14 protein-coding genes are annotated in these 17,569 nt (G+C 52.3%); 13 read left to right on the forward strand and 1 reads right to left on the reverse strand.

The features are described 5' to 3' along the window. Window position 1: 1 nt before the first annotated feature. From ACX1C1_RS10285 to nasC, 11 genes are all read left to right on the forward strand, one after another. Window positions 2-820, forward strand: a complete 819-nt coding sequence (locus ACX1C1_RS10285) for an ABC transporter permease (protein ID WP_458956983.1) — start codon at window positions 2-4, stop codon at window positions 818-820. Continuing rightward, window positions 807-1,613: an ABC transporter permease gene (locus tag ACX1C1_RS10290; protein ID WP_458956984.1), complete on the forward strand. Its 807-nt coding sequence runs from the start codon at window positions 807-809 to the stop codon at window positions 1,611-1,613. Before ACX1C1_RS10285 ends, ACX1C1_RS10290 begins: the two co-directional genes overlap by 14 nt. Continuing rightward, on the forward strand, window positions 1,610-2,683 hold the full coding sequence (locus ACX1C1_RS10295) for an ABC transporter substrate-binding protein (protein ID WP_458956985.1): 1,074 nt from the start codon (window positions 1,610-1,612) through the stop codon (window positions 2,681-2,683). Before ACX1C1_RS10290 ends, ACX1C1_RS10295 begins: the two co-directional genes overlap by 4 nt. An 869-nt stretch (window positions 2,684-3,552) precedes the next feature. Continuing rightward, window positions 3,553-4,179 carry a YhbD family protein gene (locus tag ACX1C1_RS10300; RefSeq protein WP_458956986.1) on the forward strand — a complete coding sequence of 209 codons (627 nt, stop codon included), beginning with the start codon at window positions 3,553-3,555 and terminating at the stop codon, window positions 4,177-4,179. A gap of 15 nt (window positions 4,180-4,194) precedes the next feature. Continuing rightward, the gene (locus tag ACX1C1_RS10305) at window positions 4,195-5,352 is read left to right on the forward strand and encodes a hypothetical protein (RefSeq protein ID WP_458956987.1); all 1,158 of its coding nucleotides are present in this window, start codon (window positions 4,195-4,197) and stop codon (window positions 5,350-5,352) included. Next, complete coding sequence (locus ACX1C1_RS10310) at window positions 5,345-6,025, forward strand: hypothetical protein (RefSeq protein ID WP_458956988.1); 681 nt, start codon at window positions 5,345-5,347, stop codon at window positions 6,023-6,025. Before ACX1C1_RS10305 ends, ACX1C1_RS10310 begins: the two co-directional genes overlap by 8 nt. A gap of 128 nt (window positions 6,026-6,153) precedes the next feature. Next, entirely contained in the window at window positions 6,154-7,620 is a 1,467-nt protein-coding gene (locus ACX1C1_RS10315) for an MFS transporter (protein ID WP_458957653.1), read from the forward strand. A 328-nt stretch (window positions 7,621-7,948) separates the two neighbouring features. Then, window positions 7,949-8,614: an HAD family hydrolase gene (locus ACX1C1_RS10320; RefSeq protein ID WP_458956989.1), complete on the forward strand. Its 666-nt coding sequence runs from the start codon at window positions 7,949-7,951 to the stop codon at window positions 8,612-8,614. Between the two features lie 140 nt (window positions 8,615-8,754). After that, a complete protein-coding gene (locus tag ACX1C1_RS10325) occupies window positions 8,755-9,924 on the forward strand; it encodes a mannitol-1-phosphate 5-dehydrogenase (RefSeq protein WP_458956990.1) in 1,170 nt (389 codons plus the stop codon). 156 nt (window positions 9,925-10,080) lie between these two features. After that, on the forward strand, window positions 10,081-12,282 hold the full coding sequence (nirB, locus tag ACX1C1_RS10330; protein ID WP_458956991.1) for a nitrite reductase large subunit NirB: 2,202 nt from the start codon (window positions 10,081-10,083) through the stop codon (window positions 12,280-12,282). After that, window positions 12,275-14,392 carry an assimilatory nitrate reductase catalytic subunit NasC gene (gene nasC / locus ACX1C1_RS10335; protein ID WP_458956992.1) on the forward strand — a complete coding sequence of 706 codons (2,118 nt, stop codon included), beginning with the start codon at window positions 12,275-12,277 and terminating at the stop codon, window positions 14,390-14,392. The genes nirB and nasC overlap by 8 nt, the downstream gene beginning before the upstream one ends. Before the next feature lie 143 nt (window positions 14,393-14,535). Here nasC and ACX1C1_RS10340 read toward each other — a convergent pair whose 3' ends face one another. Next, entirely contained in the window at window positions 14,536-15,426 is an 891-nt protein-coding gene (locus ACX1C1_RS10340; protein ID WP_458956993.1) for a helix-turn-helix transcriptional regulator, read from the reverse strand. Window positions 15,427-15,572: 146 nt separating this feature from the next. On the opposite strand from ACX1C1_RS10340, the gene ACX1C1_RS10345 reads away from it, so the two are divergent. After that, window positions 15,573-16,961: an MATE family efflux transporter gene (locus ACX1C1_RS10345; RefSeq protein ID WP_458956994.1), complete on the forward strand. Its 1,389-nt coding sequence runs from the start codon at window positions 15,573-15,575 to the stop codon at window positions 16,959-16,961. A 35-nt stretch (window positions 16,962-16,996) separates the two neighbouring features. After that, window positions 16,997-17,500 (forward strand): translation initiation factor IF-3, encoded by a 504-nt coding sequence (gene infC / locus ACX1C1_RS10350; protein ID WP_458956995.1) that lies wholly within the window; start codon window positions 16,997-16,999, stop codon window positions 17,498-17,500. Window positions 17,501-17,569 lie beyond the last annotated feature (69 nt).

Below are 17,569 nucleotides of genomic sequence, written 5' to 3' on the forward strand. Positions count from 1 at the left end.
GATGGATGCGAAGGCACGCAATCTGTATCTTGTCCCATATTTGCTCTGGATCGTCCTGTTTGTGGCGGCGCCGATTCTGCTGATTGTCTATTATTCGTTCTTTAACGTAGAGGGCGACTTCACGCTGAGCAATTATGAGAAGTTTTTTACGCCGGTCTATCTCAAGATGACGTTCAGCTCCTTCTGGTATGCGTTCCTGATTACGTTGTTCTCGCTGTTGGTTGCATATCCTACGGCTTATCTGCTAACGCGCACCAAGCATAAAGGGTTATGGCTGCTGCTTATTATTTTGCCAAGCTGGATCAATCTGCTGCTTAAGGCGTATGCATTTATCGGCTTGTTCGGTACATACGGTTTCGTTAACGCAGTGCTGGAGCTGACTGGCATTGGGACCAAGCAGCTGTTGTTTACGGATTTCAGCTTTGTGTTTGTTTCGGTATACATCTTTATCCCGTTTATGGTGCTGCCTATCTTTAATGCCCTGGAGAAAATGAACCCAACACTCGTCTACGCCGCACGCGATCTGGGCGCATCGTCCTGGATGACGTTCCGTCGCGTGATCTTCCCGCTTACACTAGATGGTGTTAAGGCGGGCTGCATGGCTGTATTTATTCCGGCGATGTCACTGTTCATGATTACGCGACTGATCGCTGGCAACCGGGTTATTACGCTCGGAACGGCAATTGAGCAGCATTTTCTCGTGACGCAGGATTGGGGCATGGGCGCGACGATCGCGGTATTCTTGATTATTGCCATGGCGCTGCTTATGCTGCTGACCGGGAATCGAAAGCGAGGGCTGATCGACATTGCGAGGAAATAACAGCAAGCTCTCGAACCTGTATCTGATCGTCGTGTTTGCCATCTTGTACGCGCCGATCTTCTATTTGATGTTTTATTCGTTCAACAGCGGCGGCTCCATGCGGGAGTTCGAAGGGTTTACGTGGGAGTTCTACGGCGAAGTGTTCCAAGACACAAGGCTGCTTATCATCGTGTTGAATACGTTTGTTATCGCGCTGCTGTCCGCGGCGATCTCGACCATTATTGGCGTGCTCGGAGCCATTGCCATCCATTACATCCGAAGCAACCGGCCAAAAGGCACGCTGCTGACGCTTAATAATGTACTGATCGTAAGCCCGGATGTCATCATTGGTGCGAGCTTCCTCATCCTGTTCACGATTGCTGGCATTCAGCTTGGATTTGTCTCCGTGCTGCTGTCGCATATCGCGTTCAGTATTCCGATTGTCGTCATTATGGTGCTGCCGAAGCTGCAAGAGATGAGCGGGACCTTGATCGACGCCGCACGCGATCTTGGCGCCAGCTCATGGGAAGTGTTGACGCGTGTCATTTTGCCATATATCAAACCTGGCATATTCGCTGGATTTTTTATGGCATTAACGTATTCGCTCGACGACTTTGCCGTGACGTTTTTCGTGACGGGCAACGGTTTCTCAACGTTGTCGGTGGAGATCTACTCGCGTGCGAGACAAGGCGTATCGTTATCCATCAATGCGTTGTCGACACTAATATTTATGTTCACCGTGCTGCTGGTCATCGGATACTACTTCATTAACCGGAGAGCGAACCGTCCGGCTTCGAGGGAGGGGCGCATATGAAAGGATTAGTTCAGGTTTTCCTGATTGTGTTCATTGTCGCCTTCGGTCTCATGTACGCGGTATCTGCACTGAATTCAAGCGAAGGCTACACAGGCGGCAACACGCTTACCATCTACAACTGGGGGGACTACATCGACCCCGAGCTGATCGAGCGGTTTGAGGAGGAGAGCGGCATTAAAGTCATCTATCAGACGTTTGACTCCAACGAAGCGATGATGACCAAGATCAAGCAGGGCGGCACAACGTTCGACGTGGCCGTTCCGTCCGAGTACGCCATCAGCAAAATGAAGGAGGATGGACTGCTGCTGAAGCTGGACCATTCGAAGCTTCCGAACCTCACGCATATCGACCCGGATTTTATGAATTTGTCGTTTGATCCGGATAATGCGTATTCCGTTCCATATTTCTGGGGAACGGTCGGCATTATTTATAACCCTTCGATGGTGGGCGATCTGACCTTTGACAGCTGGAGCGATCTGTGGGACGAGAGCTTGCGTAACAACGTGTTCTTGCTGGACGGGGCTCGGGAGGTCATGGGCATGGGGCTTAATAGTCTAGGCTATTCGCTCAACGATACGAATGAGAAGCATCTGCAGGAAGCGCTGGCGAAGCTGTCGGAGCTGACACCGAACGTTAAGGCCATCGTGGGCGATGAGATCAAGATGCTGATCGCGAACGAAGAAGCTGCGGCGGGTCTCGTATGGTCCGGCGATGCCTCCGAAATTATGGACGAGAACGAGGAGTTGGATTACGTCGTTCCGCAAGAAGGCTCGAACCTGTGGTTCGACAACATGGTCATTCCGAAGACAGCGAGCAACCTGGAGGGCGCTCACGCATTCATCAACTTCATGCTGGATCCGGAGGTTTCGGCGCAGAACACCGAATACGTCGGCTACTCGACGCCTAACAAGGAGGCGCTATTCTTGCTGCCAGAAGATATCTCCGGCGATGAGCGCTTCTACCCGGACAAAGCGCTGACGGAGCGTCTAGAGGTTTACGACAACCTAGGTCCGCGTATGCTGTCGCATTACAACGAGCTGTTCTTGGAGTTTAAGATGCATCGGAAGTAGGAAGCGCGAGGCGGGGCGTTGGGAGAGGTCGGCCAGCGCCGTAAGCGTCAGCGCGCAAGCGGGCCGAACGTCCCGCCAGCTCAACGTATGTAAAATTCTACATACATTGTGCGTCGATCGACGCTTGAGCCCTCAACGTATGTGAAATTCTACATACATTGTGCGTCGATCGACGCTTGAGCCCTCAACGTATGTAAAATTCTACATACAATGTGCGTCGATCCACGTTTGAGTCCCCAACGTATGTGAAATTCTACATACAATGTGCGTCGATCCACGTTCGAGTCCCCAACGTATGTGAAATTCTACATACAATGTGCGTCGATCCACGTTTGAGTCCCCAACGTATGTAGAATTTAACACACAATTGAGTGATATCGGCGTTTGGGGCTCAACTTGGTTTAGTGGAGTGGACTGGACGTAGTAAGAAAAACAGCGGAATGTGTGTTAAGAGCATAAATCCATCAGGCGAATAGGGACATCATTGAGAGAAAGGAGTCGACATTTGAGAAGTTTAACCAACCCATTCACACGATTACACGCCTCATTCCATACTCTCACGACCACACGATAATTCCTTCACGCCTCATTCCATACTCTCACGACCATACGATAATTCCTTCACGCCTCATTTCGTACTCTCACGACCACGCGATAATTCCTCCACTCCTCATTCCATACTCTCACGACCAATCCTCATCATTCCAACTCGTACATCCACACCATCATGTCCCCACGAACCAGACGCCCCTCGCACACACGCCCCCATACGCCTCATGTCCCCACACATTTAATCAACTTTTTATTGCAACTCTTTACTGCGTAACAATGTTATGTTACGATGGTTTACACGGAAGTGAGGTGCAGATGTGGAGAAAGAGCTCATATCAAAAAAAGAGTTGCTTGAGACGACGGGGATTTCGTACGGACAATTGTACCGCTGGAAGAGAAAAGGACTGATTCCTGAGGATTGGTTTATTAGAAAGTCTGCTTTTACGGGGCAGGAGACGTTTTTCCCTAAGGATCTTATACTAGCCAGAATTGATAAAATACTACATCTCAAGGATGACTTATCTCTTGATGAGCTTGCCGATCAGCTTGCAAGCGGTCCTATTAATGTCAGTTTAAATTGTGTTGAGATGATTGAACGAAACATTGTTTCGACGATTGTAGCGCAACGATACATGGATGAAGATGCTGCAGCGGTTCTTTACTCTTTCGATAAAATGTTGAATTTATTTGCCCTTGAGTTAATGCTGCGCACTGGTGAGATGGGACTGGATGAAGGCGGGGCATTGCGGATGGTGCTGGAAGAACATTATTCGAGGTTTAAAGGTGACCCATGTGATCTTGTTTTCATTCGCAAGATGGGCGTTGCTTCGTTTGCCCTTGTATCGTCGGAGGCAGCCCTTTACTTTGATAAAGGTGTTAAGGTTGTAAGGAGGCTGAGTATGCATGAAACCATTGAGCAGCTTAAAAGCAAGTTGCAGGTTTAAGAAGGAGGAGATGGTGTGGAAACGAAGCACGGCGAGCAAATAGGTGGGACAACGATAAGTGACAATCAAAGTGAGTCAACAGACAGCCAACTAGAGTCTGACATGAGTGACGGCGTATCGGATAGTCTGCTTAATGCTGACATTAATAGTTGTAACCACGCAGTTGTGCAAAACTTAACTGGCATCAGTCTCGATCAAGAAAATAGGCGTTTGCAACAGCTGCCAGAATTGAATCCGAGCGAAGTGCCAGAAGCTATGCCTGCAAATCGTATTGGTGAGCTGAAGGGAAAAGCGCCCAATATATTATCGAGCGGAACCATAAATGCGACTAACGTAGGTGGAGGTGTAAATGTGCCTGAAACGCTGAGTGTACGCGCAGATGAAAATGTGCCTAAAACGCTGAGTGTACGCGCAGATGAAAATGTGCCTAAAACGCTGAGTGTACGCGCAGATGAAAATGTGTCAGTAAAGCTAAGTGGTGAGCACAAAATGGGGCTGCCTAATATGACATTGAGCGGACTCGGCAAAGCGGCTGGCGGCGAATATGGGAATGTGCAGATAGATGGTGTGACTAAGGTATTTGGACATCTAAGTGCCGCATATGGAATGCGGGCAAGCGGTGTGTCGCATGTCTATGGAAGTGTATATGCTCCCGAGATGCGATGCGAGGGTAAGGTAACCGTGGATGGCGATACGATTGTACGGCGGATGTATGTGGACGGCATGTGCAAGATCGGAGGGCGTATCGTATGTGACAGCATGAAGCTCGACGGACTGCTTACTGCGGGCGGCGATATCGAGGCGGAGACCTTCATTAGTCGCGGCGCTGTGAAAACAGGAGGGCTTCTGAACGCGGGAACGATAGAAATTGGGTTGGCGCACAAAACAAGCAAGATCCGCGAGATCGGCGGTGAAACGGTGATCGTAAGGCGATTGGATGACAGCAGATGGGGCTGGCTTTGGAACTGGGTTGTGCCTAATGCTGAGTCGCGATTGGATGCGGAGCTGATCGAAGGGGACATCGTAAGGCTCGAATATACCCATGCTGATGTCGTGCGCGGTGGGCAGATCGTAATAGGCAAAGGATGCAGAATCGGCAAAGTGGAGTATAGAACATCACTGACGGTACATCCCGAAGGGATTGTCGAGAAAGGGGAGAAGTACGGTGGATGACAAGCCCAAGCAGCATGATTTACGTCTGCTCGGCACATCCGAGTCCGCCGGCGGGCACTTCGCCAAGCTTCGTATTACCGGTGAAGCCAAGTTTGGAGGTCATGTGTCTTGCCGACAACTCTCGTTGACAGGATCCGCATCTGTTCATGGAAATTTGGAGGCGGCAAAGATGAAGCTGACGGGAGAACTGAACATAAGTGGACAACTGCGTTATGGCAATTGCTCCGGCGTGGGGGATGTTGTTGTTGATGGAGACGTACGAGGCGAGAAGGTCGCCTTGTCAGGTCGATTGTGCTCTGGTGGTTTCATAGAAGTCGAGAAACTGGATATTAGAGGAGTCCTCGAGTCGGAGCAAGGTGTTAATGCAGGCCAGGCTAGGCTTCGGATGTATGGCCCCTCTCGTGTCAAAGAGATTGTGGGAGGCTCCATTATCGTTCGAAAGAGCAGAGGTGGAAAGTTTAAAGAAGTGCTGAAACACAGCAGGACTACTATTACAGCGCTCGAGGCTTCGTTAATCGAGGGAGATGAGGTATACGTAGAATGGACTCGTGCGGATATCATCAGAGGTGCCAAGGTGAAGATCGGTCCAGGCTGCGTGGTCGGAAGAGTAGATTATCGGGACAGTCTGCACGTTCACGAAAAATCTAGCGTTGGGCTTGCCAGCCAGTTATAATGTTCGGAGCGCGATGGATACACTATGAATTAGATTAGGTAAAAGGAAAGGTTGCGTTAATTGTGGCCACTACGGCAAAAAACAAAAATATTGGAATTGTCATCGCAGGTCTCCTGCTTGGCATACTCATGGCATCGATGGACAATACGATCGTTGCAACGGCAATGGGGAACATTGTCGGCGAGCTCGGGGGATTAGACAAATTTGTTTGGGTGACCTCGGCTTATATGGTCGCTGAGATGGCGGGGATGCCGATTTTCGGCAAGCTGTCGGATATGTACGGCAGAAAACGATTCTTCATATTTGGAATTATCGTATTCATGATCGGTTCGGCGTTATGCGGTACGGCTACGTCGATCGAAGAATTATCGCTATATCGTGCTATTCAGGGGATTGGCGCAGGAGCGATGGTGCCGACATCATTCACCATTATGTTCGACGCCGTACCTCTCGAATCGCGCGGCAAGCTGGGCGGATTGTTCGGAGCGGTATTCGGTATGTCGAGTATCTTTGGTCCGCTGCTAGGCGCATATATTACCGATCATATCGCATGGGAATGGATATTCTACATTAATCTCCCTCTCGGCGTGATCTCGTTCTGTATGATCGCGTTCTTCTACAAGGAGTCGCTGGAGCACTCCAAACAGCCGATCGATTGGACCGGGGCTGCTACCTTGATCGGTGCGGTCGTGGCGTTGATGTTCGCGCTTGAACTGGGCGGCAAGACGTATGCTTGGGATTCCTGGCAAATCATCGGCATGTTCGCGGCTTGCGCGCTGCTGCTGGCCATATTCCTCTATGTCGAAACGAAGGCCAAGGAGCCGATTATTTCGTATTCGTTGTTCAAGAATCGGCTGTATTCGACAAGCATCATTGTCGCGTTCTTTAGCGGTGCGGCGTTTATCGTGGCATCGGTCTATATCCCGATCTTTATCCAAGGCGTTCTTGGCGGGACGGCGACCAATTCGGGACTCGTGCTGCTGCCGATGATGCTTGGTTCTGTAGTAACGGCATCGCTGGGCGGAGCTCTGATGACCAGAATCCCGTATCGGAACGTGATGATTCCGACGCTTGCCTTGCTTGTTGTCGGTACGATTCTCGTCACTACGCTGTCGCCTGAGTCAAGCAGATTGCAGGTTACGTTGTATATGATTATGCTTGGTCTTGGTATTGGGGCGTCCTTCTCCGTACTTAGCAATGCTGCCATCCATGGCGTATCCATTCGCCAGCGTGGCACCGCGAGCTCTACGCTCAACTTTATTCGTTCGCTGGGCATGACGGTCGGGATTACAATCTTCGGCATTCTGCAAAGCAATAGCTTCACCAGCCGCATGACCGATGCATTCGCCGGCAGCGGTGGCGGACCTGTCGCAGGAGATCCGCGAGAGCTGCTCACACCGGAGAAACGTGCGGAGATGCCGCCAGCGGTTCTAGACACGATCACGCATGAGCTATCTTCATCGATCACCTTTACGTTCATGATTGCCATTGTCCCTGCTGCTCTTGCTCTGCTCGGATCGTTCTTTATGGGCAGGAGCAAGCTGGATCCCTCGGCCGTTGCAGAAGGCGAGCATGCTCATACAGGTGGTCATTAATCCATAAATACAAGCTCCATCGATGCTCGAAGTCCGTTTAGTCGAAGTGAAGCCAGCTTGGCTTACTTCATGACTAGGCGGATTTTTTTTGCGTCCTTGGTGCAGCGGAGGCTCTTAATCAAAAAAAAATTTTCTGAAAAATGAGAACGTTTTCAGAAAAAGGCGGGATGGCAGAGGGGGCAAGGGATCATGGCAATTTCCAAAGGCTGGAGGACAACCCTCTGAAAGCGCTTGTAGGCGGGCGTTTAACCTTGACGGTTACAATTTATACGTGTTACGGTTTTGTTAACATAATTAACGCGAATGAAGCGGAAAGGGGAAATAACATTTGATTAAAGCGATTATTTTTGATTTTGACGGGACGATCATCGATACGGAGACGGCATGGTATTATGCCTTCAGGGATGCTTATCTGGAGCATGGAGTAGAACTTGGAGTTGAGCAATATTCGCAATGTCTGGGCACCAGCCTGCATGTGTTCAACCCGTACGAATATTTGGCGACGGATTTGGGCCTGCCGATCGATAAGGCTGCATTCCGCACAAAGATTCGTGCCGATCATTCGGCGAGGATGGATAGAGAAGAGGTGCGCACCGGCATCCGCGAATATTTGCAAATGGCGAAGGAAGCGGGGCTGCGGATCGGTCTGGCGACCAGCTCGGAGCGTGCTTGGATTGATAAGTATATGGATCAGCTTGGTATTCGCGAATACTTTGAGGTCATTCGCACGGCTGACGATGTAAGCAAGGTGAAGCCTGACCCTGAGCTGTACCTCAGTGCGCTGGAAGCACTAGGAGTGCGGGCGGACGAGGCGATTGCAATCGAAGATTCTCCCAACGGCTCGCGAGCGGCAGTCGCCGCGGGGATGCATTGCGTAATCGTGCCTAACACGTTAACGAAATTGCTGCCATTTGAACCATCAGACCGCTGTTATCATGCAGAGTCACTGATGGACTTCGACTTTAAACGATTGACGGCGGGTGTGTTCGCATAACATAGTGCTTGGATAAAGGCAGGGGCCGGCAGGTGCGAATGACCGCCGTCCCTAGCCGGCAGGATCGATCATCATACAAATAGTCGAAATATTCACACTATATAATGAAGGATGGATGACATTTTAGAGGGGGAATGGCGATGAAAGCATTACACTTTGGAGCGGGCAATATCGGGAGAGGGTTTATCGGATTATTGCTGTCGCAATCGGGTTTCGAGATAACGTTTGCCGCTCGGAACGAGAAACAGGTGCAACTCATTACGCAGAAGGGGAAGTACCGGGTCGTGTTTGCTGGCGGAGACAAGGACTCCAAGTTTGTACACAACGTGAAAGCCATTCATACCAAGAGTAGAACTGCGGTTGCTGAAGCGATTGCCGAATCCAATCTGGTGACTACGGCTGTTGGCATCGCCTCCTTCGGACAGATTGCCGAATCGATTGCCGAAGGTATCGCACTTAAGCTGGAACGTGGAGACAAGAAGCCGCTTCATATTATTGCATGTGAGAATGCGATGGCGGGCAGCTCGTTGTTGAAACAAAAAGTGCTCGAGTATTTGCCGAAGAGGCTGCATGGCGACCTGGCTTCTTATGTGGCGTTTCCTAACACGGCGGTTGATCGGATCGTGCCGGCACAGGATCACGAGGATCCGCTTCAAGTGACGGTGGAGTCGTATTACGAATGGGTAATCGACGCCTCGGAGATGCTGGAGGGCTTCCCGGATATTAAAGGTGTAAAGTACGTCGATGCGTTAGAGCCGTATATCGAGCGTAAGCTATTCACCGTTAATACGGGCCATGCAGTCGCGGCTTATCACGGATATCTGGAAGGGTATGACACCATACAGGAAGCGATGAGCGACAATAACGTTCGCGGCAAGGTCGTTGATGCGATGAATGAAACGGGCAGCCTCCTGACAGCCAAATACGATTGGGACGAGGAGAAGCATAGCCGTTATATTGATAAGATCATCGCGCGATTCACTAATCCTAAGCTCAAGGACGAAGTAACTCGCGTGGGGCGCTCGCCGCTCCGCAAGCTGTCGCTTAACGATAGGCTGGTACGACCGGCATTGCAGGCCCATAAGCTGGGACTTGCGATTCCGCATCTCACTTCAGCTATTGCCGCCGCACTTTTGTTTGATTACGAACGTGACCCCGAAGCAGTCACTTTACAGAAAGCTCTCCGTTTGAAAGGCGTCGACGAAGTGATTACCCAATTCATGGGTATTCCGCATAGGCATGCTATCCATCAATCCATCGCGCAAGAATATCATTTGCTCAAACATCGTTATTCGCCGGTAATTGTGTAAACAATTATGACGTAACTATTGTCATTTCCTCCCCTATCCCTTAAAGTTAGAATATATATGCGTCACGTTATTTAACATTATAGATGGGATAGTGTGATATCGGGGTATATATAACACTTGTTGTTACTATATCTACGATGTGGGGAGTGTGCATCCATGAAGAGCAGACTCGTTCTGATTGGGAACGGCATGGCAGGCGTAAGGTGCGTTGAAGAAATACTTTCGTTAGCACCGGATCTGTTCGACATTACGATTATCGGCAGCGAACCGCATACCAACTATAACCGTATCCTGCTATCAAAGGTTCTACAAGGTAATACCTCGATCGAGGATATTACAATTAACGCGCAGTCTTGGTATGACGAGAACGGTATTACGCTGTATAAGGGAGAAGAAGCAATCGCCATTGATACGACCAGCCGGAGCGTGAGGACCTCTGCCGGTCGCGAAGTGGTCTACGATAAGCTGATTCTTGCTACGGGATCAAACCCGTTTATGCTGCCATTGCCAGGGGCGGACAAACCGGGCGTACTGGCGTTCCGGGATATTAAGGATTGTAACGCGATGATTAAGGCTTCTTCGACCATGAAACGTGCAGTCGTAATCGGCGGCGGATTACTTGGTCTTGAGGCGGCAAGAGGATTGCTTAATCTAGGAATGGACGTGTCGGTCGTCCATATTCATAACTATATTATGGAGAGGCAGCTTGACCGGACAGCCTCGGAGATGCTGCGTAAGGAGCTTGAGAGTCAAGGCATGCGATTCTTGCTCGAGAAACAATCGGAGCGTATTCTAGGCAGAAAACGAGTCGAAGGCCTTCAATTCAAAGACGGATCGCGTGTCGAAGCGGATCTGGTCGTATTCGCTGTAGGTATCCGGCCCAATATTAAATTGGCGATATCCAGCGGTGTGGAGACGAACCGGGCGATCATCGTGAACGATCGTATGGAGACGAGCGTGCCGGGCGTCTATGCGGTAGGAGAGTGTGCAGAGCATCGCGGCATCACTTACGGACTTGTCGCTCCATTGTACGAGCAAGGCAAGGTGCTCGCGAAGGTCATTTGCGGGCAGGAAACCGCCGGTTACGGAGGCTCGACGTTGTATTCGCAGCTGAAGGTATCCGGGGTCGATGTGTTCTCCGCAGGGGAGATCAAGGAGACGGAGGAAACCGCATCGCTTATGCGGTATGACGGTTTGAAGCGTACGTATAGCAAAATAACGGTTGTCGGCAGCCGTATTGCCGGTGCCGTTCTGTTCGGCGATACGTCGCAAGGGAATCAGCTGCTCCGCTATATCCAGACCGGAGCGGATGTGTCTGTACTGGAGCAAGAAGCAACGGGCGCAGCTGCTGGTGAGTCGTATGTAGCGGCAATGCCTTCTTCAGAGACAGTCTGCTCTTGCAACGGCGTCACGAAAGGCGCAATCGAAAAGGCCGTGTGCGAGCAGGGACTGCGCACGCTGCCCGAGGTTCGCGATTGCACAAGGGCTTCGAGCTCTTGTGGAGGCTGCAAGCCTACGGTAGAAGCGATCCTTGCTTACGTCCTGGAGAACGGAGCCTCCGAAGGCGAGAAGAAGCAGCCGGTATGCGACTGCACCGACATGAGTCACGAAGAGCTTAGAGAAATGATGCATGCGACAGCTCCTGCTCCGGATGGCGCAGTACGTGCGGATACGCTCCAGCAATCGCTGAAACGTTTGGGCTGGCGGACATCTGGAGGATGCGGAGCTTGTAAACCTGCCGTCCGATACTATGCAGCTTTGGCTGGCGTTAACCTTGCGCTTACAGAGAGAGGGGCATGGCACGCAACGGGAATTTCAGGAGAAGGTTCGGCCGAAATCTTCGAGGCTTCAAGCGGGCTGGCGGTCGAACGTAATGTGCTCGGGGATTCCGCGGCGCTAAGCACATCCTTGCGCTTAGAGCTGGCAGGAGTTCCGTTCCCGACCAATATCGCAATCGGTGTATCCGCGAGTCCGTTGCATCTTGCGGGTTCGCTTGCCAAGGAGCTGGGCTTCGCAGGAGCGCCTGGCGGCTGGGAGCTGTATGCTGGCGGTAGTGACGGGCGGCGCACCGCGGGAGCGGGCAATGGCGCTGTCGTACGGACCGGAGAGCTGCTGCTCTCGCAGCTCGAAGACGAAGACGCACTGGATATTGGTCTCGCATTGCTGCAATGGTATCGGATGTCCGCGAATTATGGACAATCGGTAGGGGATTGGCTCACCGAGCTCGGGGTTGTGCATGTTCGCGAGCGCCTGCTTCATCTATCCAGCCGTCATCTGCTGTTGGCAGAGCTGCGGATAGCTACATCGATCGGCCTCGTGCCGGAGAACGAAACGGCGGGGGTGCTAGGAGATGAATAGCGTAATGGAAAAGACGGAGAATGGCAATTCGCAATTCGTTATGAAGACCCAGTGCCCGTTCTGCAGCGTGCAATGCAAAATGCAGGTTGTCGAAGAACGCAACGGTGCAGGGGAAGCTGCCTACACGATAACGGCGCTGCCCAATGCCGCTTCCGAAGGACGTCTCTGCGTGAAGGGAATGAACGCTTATCAGCATGCGCTGACTGGAGATCGTCTCCTGCATCCTATGGCGAGGAAAAACGGCAAGCTGATCCGCATTTCGTGGGAAGAAGCATATAACATGATCACGGAGCGATTCGCCAGCGCGCAGCAGCAATACGGTCGCGACAGCATCGGGGTGTACGGCGGGGGTTCGCTTACGAACGAGTCTGCTTATTTGCTAGGGAAGTTTACACGAATAGCTCTGCAGTCCAAATATATAGACTACAACGGACGTTTCTGTATGTCGGCGGCGGCATCTGCCGGCAACAAAACGTTCGGGATCGACCGCGGTCTGACGAACGCGCTGGCGGATATCCCGCTGGCGAAGTGTATCCTATTGTCTGGTACCAATATAGCCGAATGCCAGCCAACGCTTATGCCTTATTTTACAAGGGCGAAGGAGAATGGCGCCTACCTGATCGTCATTGACCCGCGCGAGACGGCGACGGCGAAGCTTGCAGACCTCCATCTGAAGGTGAAGCCTGGTATGGATGCGGCGTTAACCAACGGAATGCTCAAGGCGGTTCTGGAAGCGGGGCTCAGCGACAAGGCCTTCATTGCGAACCGTACGAGAGGGTTCGAGGATGTGGAGCGCCATCTGGCTAGCATGGATATGGCAGAGATCGCTGAGATGTCGGGCGTGAGCGAGGATGAAATTCGGAAGGCGGCCCAAGCGTTTGGCGAAGCGCCGACGGGTATGGTGTTCACGGCAAGAGGCGTCGAGCAGCAGACAGACGGTTACATGTCGGTTCGTAATCTATTGAATCTGGTGCTGGCAACGGGGAAAATAGGGCGTGCAGGCTGCGGATATGGCGCGGTGACGGGTCAGGCCAACGGTCAAGGCGGACGCGAGCATGGCCAGAAGGCGGACCAGTTGCCCGGCTATCGCATGATCGACAATCCGGAGCATAGAGCGTACGTAGCAGGCATTTGGGGGATCGACCCGGAGGAGCTGCCGGGTAAAGGCGTCTCCGCCTACGAGATGATGGAGAAGGTTCATGCGAGAGAGATCCGCACTTTGTTCGTAATGGGCTCCAATCCCGTTGTGTCCAATCCCAACGCCAATTTTGTAGAGGAAGGGCTCGAGAAACTGGATTTTCTTGTTGTGGCGGACATGTTTGTCTCGGAAACGGGAAGGATGGCGGATCTGTTGCTGCCGGTGACAGCCTATCTCGAGAATGAAGGCACAATGACGAACCTGGAAGGTCGCGTGCTGCTTCGCGAGGCGATGCGTCCTGCACCGGGCGAAGCGCGACATGACTGGCAGGTACTATGCGGTATAGCGGAGCGCTTAGGCAGAGGACGCTGGTTTAACTACGAGAAGTCGGAGGATATTTTCGAAGAGCTGCGTCTGGCCAGCAAGGGCGGCATTGCTGATTATTACGGGATTACGTATGATCGGCTCCGGCGCGAAGAGGGTGTATATTGGCCATGTCCAGCCGAGGATCATCCCGGTGACAGACGATTGTTCGAGGAGCGTTTCGCCCATGCGGATGGCAAAGCCGAGATGGTTACGGTGGCGAATCATTTCCCCAAGGAAATGACGGATGAGGAGTATCCGCTGTATCTCACTACTGGCAGGGTGCTGACCCATTACTTGACTGGCGTGCAGACCCGCCGCAGCCCGTCGCTTGCGTCGCGAGACGTCGAATCGTTCGTGGAGCTGCATCCGGCGACCGCGCGCAAGCTGAGAATCGGCGACGGAGAGCTCGTGACGGCGACGACCCGCCGCGGCAGCATCGTCCTGCGGAGCCGCTACTCGGCGACAATTCGTCAAGACACCGTGTTCGTGCCCATGCACTGGGGCGATACGCAAAGCGTCAACAAGCTGACGCATCAAGCGCTCGATCCGACATGCCGGATGCCTGGCTTCAAGGTGTGCGCCGTGCGTGTGGAGCCGTTATATTAAGATTAGCAGGAACGCGGAACGTATCATGCAGAATAGCCGTTCGTAGAAAATACCGTCCACCAAGTCGGAGCTTCATTGGCCGATCTGGAGGGCGGTATTTTGTGTGAAGGGGGGGAGGTTGTCGCGAGTATCGTTTCCCTCTCTTATGTCAACGAGAATCGCTGGCGGAATTGACGCGGAGACAATCCTTCGAACCTCGCGAAGCAGGTGGCGAAATAGGCTGATTGATTGAAACCAACCTCCTCGGCTATACGCGAGACGGACAAGTCAGTCTGCAGGAGCAGCAGCTTGGCTTGTTGGATGCGGAATCGCAGCAAGTAGTCAAACGGCGCACAGCCGAATTCGCGTTGCATGCACCTTGCGATGTACACAGGGTGGAAGTTGATAGCCTCGCCGAGCGACTTTGCCGTTATGTCATCGCGGTAATGGTGCCGCAAATAGGATGCGGCCTGTTCGGCGCAAGCGAGAGCTGGAGTCGGCGATCTCGCTTCGACAGAAGCGGAGAGCAGGTCGATGACCTCTTGGAACAACAGCTGCTGCTTCCAGCGGACGCCGTGGATATGGTCACTAATACTCATGACTGCTAGCTGCTGAAGCTTGTTCTCGAGCTCGGTTAAGTTGGTGATTTGCGCATATTGAGGCAATCGCTTGATAAACGTCCTTGGCGAGAATTGTTCGTGGACCGGTATCGGCTCTGCAGAATCGTGAAGGCGGGCGGGACCGAACGATTCTTCGACATTTGTAATGGACCACTGACCTTGGGTGTGGAAGTGAACCCAATAATATTCGGTATGCTCCTCGCAAGCGCGATTGGAATCATGTTCAGCATCCGGACGCAGCACCAGCATATGTCCTCGGCGAAGCTGATAATGACGATCCTCTTCATTGATATAGAGACACCCCTTGATCACGAGAATCAGATCGAATACGCCGATCGACCTGCGCCCCGGATGTTTGCGCCCCGGCGGCATAATGGCGTGTCCTCCGATAATGTAGTGCGGCAAGGGAGGAAGGGTTAGCTCGATCATGCTCATAGGAGACAAACACTCCTTCGCAGGTTGGAATAGTGAAAGTTTGGGTTGAAAAATTGAATCCTTTTTTTCAGTATACCATCTATAATGCAGAGAGAAATAGCATGACAGACGGGGCGAGCGGAGCTCCTTCAGGAGGTCTGGAAACAGTGACAAGTACGAAGAAATTAACGTTGTGGGTGCTCGCATGGCCGATTTTTACCGAGTTATTCCTGCAATTTCTGCTTGGGGCGGCGGATACGCTGATGGTCAGCCGAATATCGGATGACGCGGTTGCCGTCGTCGGGTTTTCGAATCAATTATTTTCGGCGGTGACGACGTTGTTTGTGACAATTGCAAGCGGCGCCGGCATACTTATTGCTCAGAAGCTGGGGGCCAAGAGAGCGGAAGATGCGAGGAAGATCGGCATTATGTCGCTCACGGTTAGCGGCGCGATCGGGCTGGTTGTCAGTATCGTCCTCTATGTGTTCCCCAAAGAGATTTCTTCGATGTTACAGTTGCCGGGCGAGTTGCTGCCTTTGGCCGAAACGTATGTATCGATCGTCGGCGGCGGGATGGTATTGGTCGCGCTGATGTCGGCACTTAGCACTTCGATCCGCAATACGGGCAATACGAAAGGCCCGATGTACATCGCGATCGGGATGAATGTGGTGCATGTAGCGCTGAATTATGCGTTTATTTTTGGCGCGTGGGGCTTCCCGAAGTGGGGGCTGCTCGGCGTCGCGCTGTCCACGGTTATCTGCCGTTTTCTTGCCGTGATCGTGTTGCTGTACATGTTCTTGCACACCTTCGAACGCCGCATTGCCTTCCGCGACTTGAAGTTGTTCGATCGGGGGCTGTTCGGTGAGGTAATTCGAATTGGTTGGCCGTTAGGCGTTAATATGTCATGCTGGGTGTTCTCGCAGATGGCGATCTTCTCTTATATTGCGATCATCGGGGTGTCGGAGCTGGCGGCTCGCACGTATATGAACACGTTGGAATCCTTTTGTTTCATGCTGGGGTACTCAATTGCCCTTGCGCTTCAGATCCAGGTTGCCCACTTGTTCGGGGCCGGTCAGATGAAGGAGGCCTATCGGACTTCGTATCGCGCGCTGGGGATCGGCTTGGCACTCGTGTTGGTTAACGCAGTCGTGGTTTATATAATAGGCAAGCCGGTGCTGGGCTTGTTTACGGATGATCCCACCATCATTGCTTTCGGGGTTTCTCTGTTGGGGCTTAACATTATACTTCAGCCAGGCAAAATGATTAATATGGCGCTGCAGAACGCCTTGAACGCGGTAGGGGACACCAGATTCACCATGTGGATTTCTCTTGGCTCGTTGTCGATTGTAGCTACTGGCGTATCTTATTGGTTCGGCATTGGTCTCGGCTGGGGATTGACCGGTATATACGTCGCGATGATCATGGACGAATACATTCGCGGGACGCTCTCCTTCCTGCGTTGGAGGGGCAAGAAGAAGCTCCGGGAAGCAGGCGGCGACATGTCCGAGAAGGCGACCGTCACTGGTATTCGTCAAACCGGCATCGTTGACGTATAATGGCGACATAGGCTGACCGGAGAGGAATGAATGAAGTGACGGCTAATAAACTGTTGATGAACGAACAAATAAAAAGCTCCGAGGTGCTGCTGACCGGAGTGGATGGGGAAGTAATCGGCGTCGTATCACGCGAAGAGGCGCTCGCGCTCGCCAAGGAAGCGAAAGCGGATCTCGTGTGTACATCGCTTATGAGCAGCCCTCCTCCCTGCAAGCTGGCGCCTCGCGGAGCCGCGAAAGCAGAGCGTGATCAGGAGAAGAAGGAGAGCCGCTTGAAGGAGACTGCGGGCAAGGTCAAAGAGCTGCGTCTAACACCGGACATAGAAGAACATGATTACGACACGAAGCAAAGACAAGCCGCTAAGCTGTTGGAATCAGGCAATCGCGTCTTGCTTGTTGTGCGCATCTCCGGCAAAGAGGGGCCCAAAGCGAAGGCGTTATTGGAGCGGCTGATCGCGGACCTCACGGCTAGCGGTAAGAAGGCGACCGGCATTCAGCTCAGCGGCAAGCAAGCGGCGGTAGAGCTGCTGCCGGTGCGTTAAAGTTCAAGAGAAATGATCTGGAAGCAAGCTCAACGAACATAAGGACCGTCAAGAATGAAGGAGCGAGTA

The sequence above is a fragment of the Paenibacillus sp. strain BS8-2 genome (assembly GCF_054483835.1).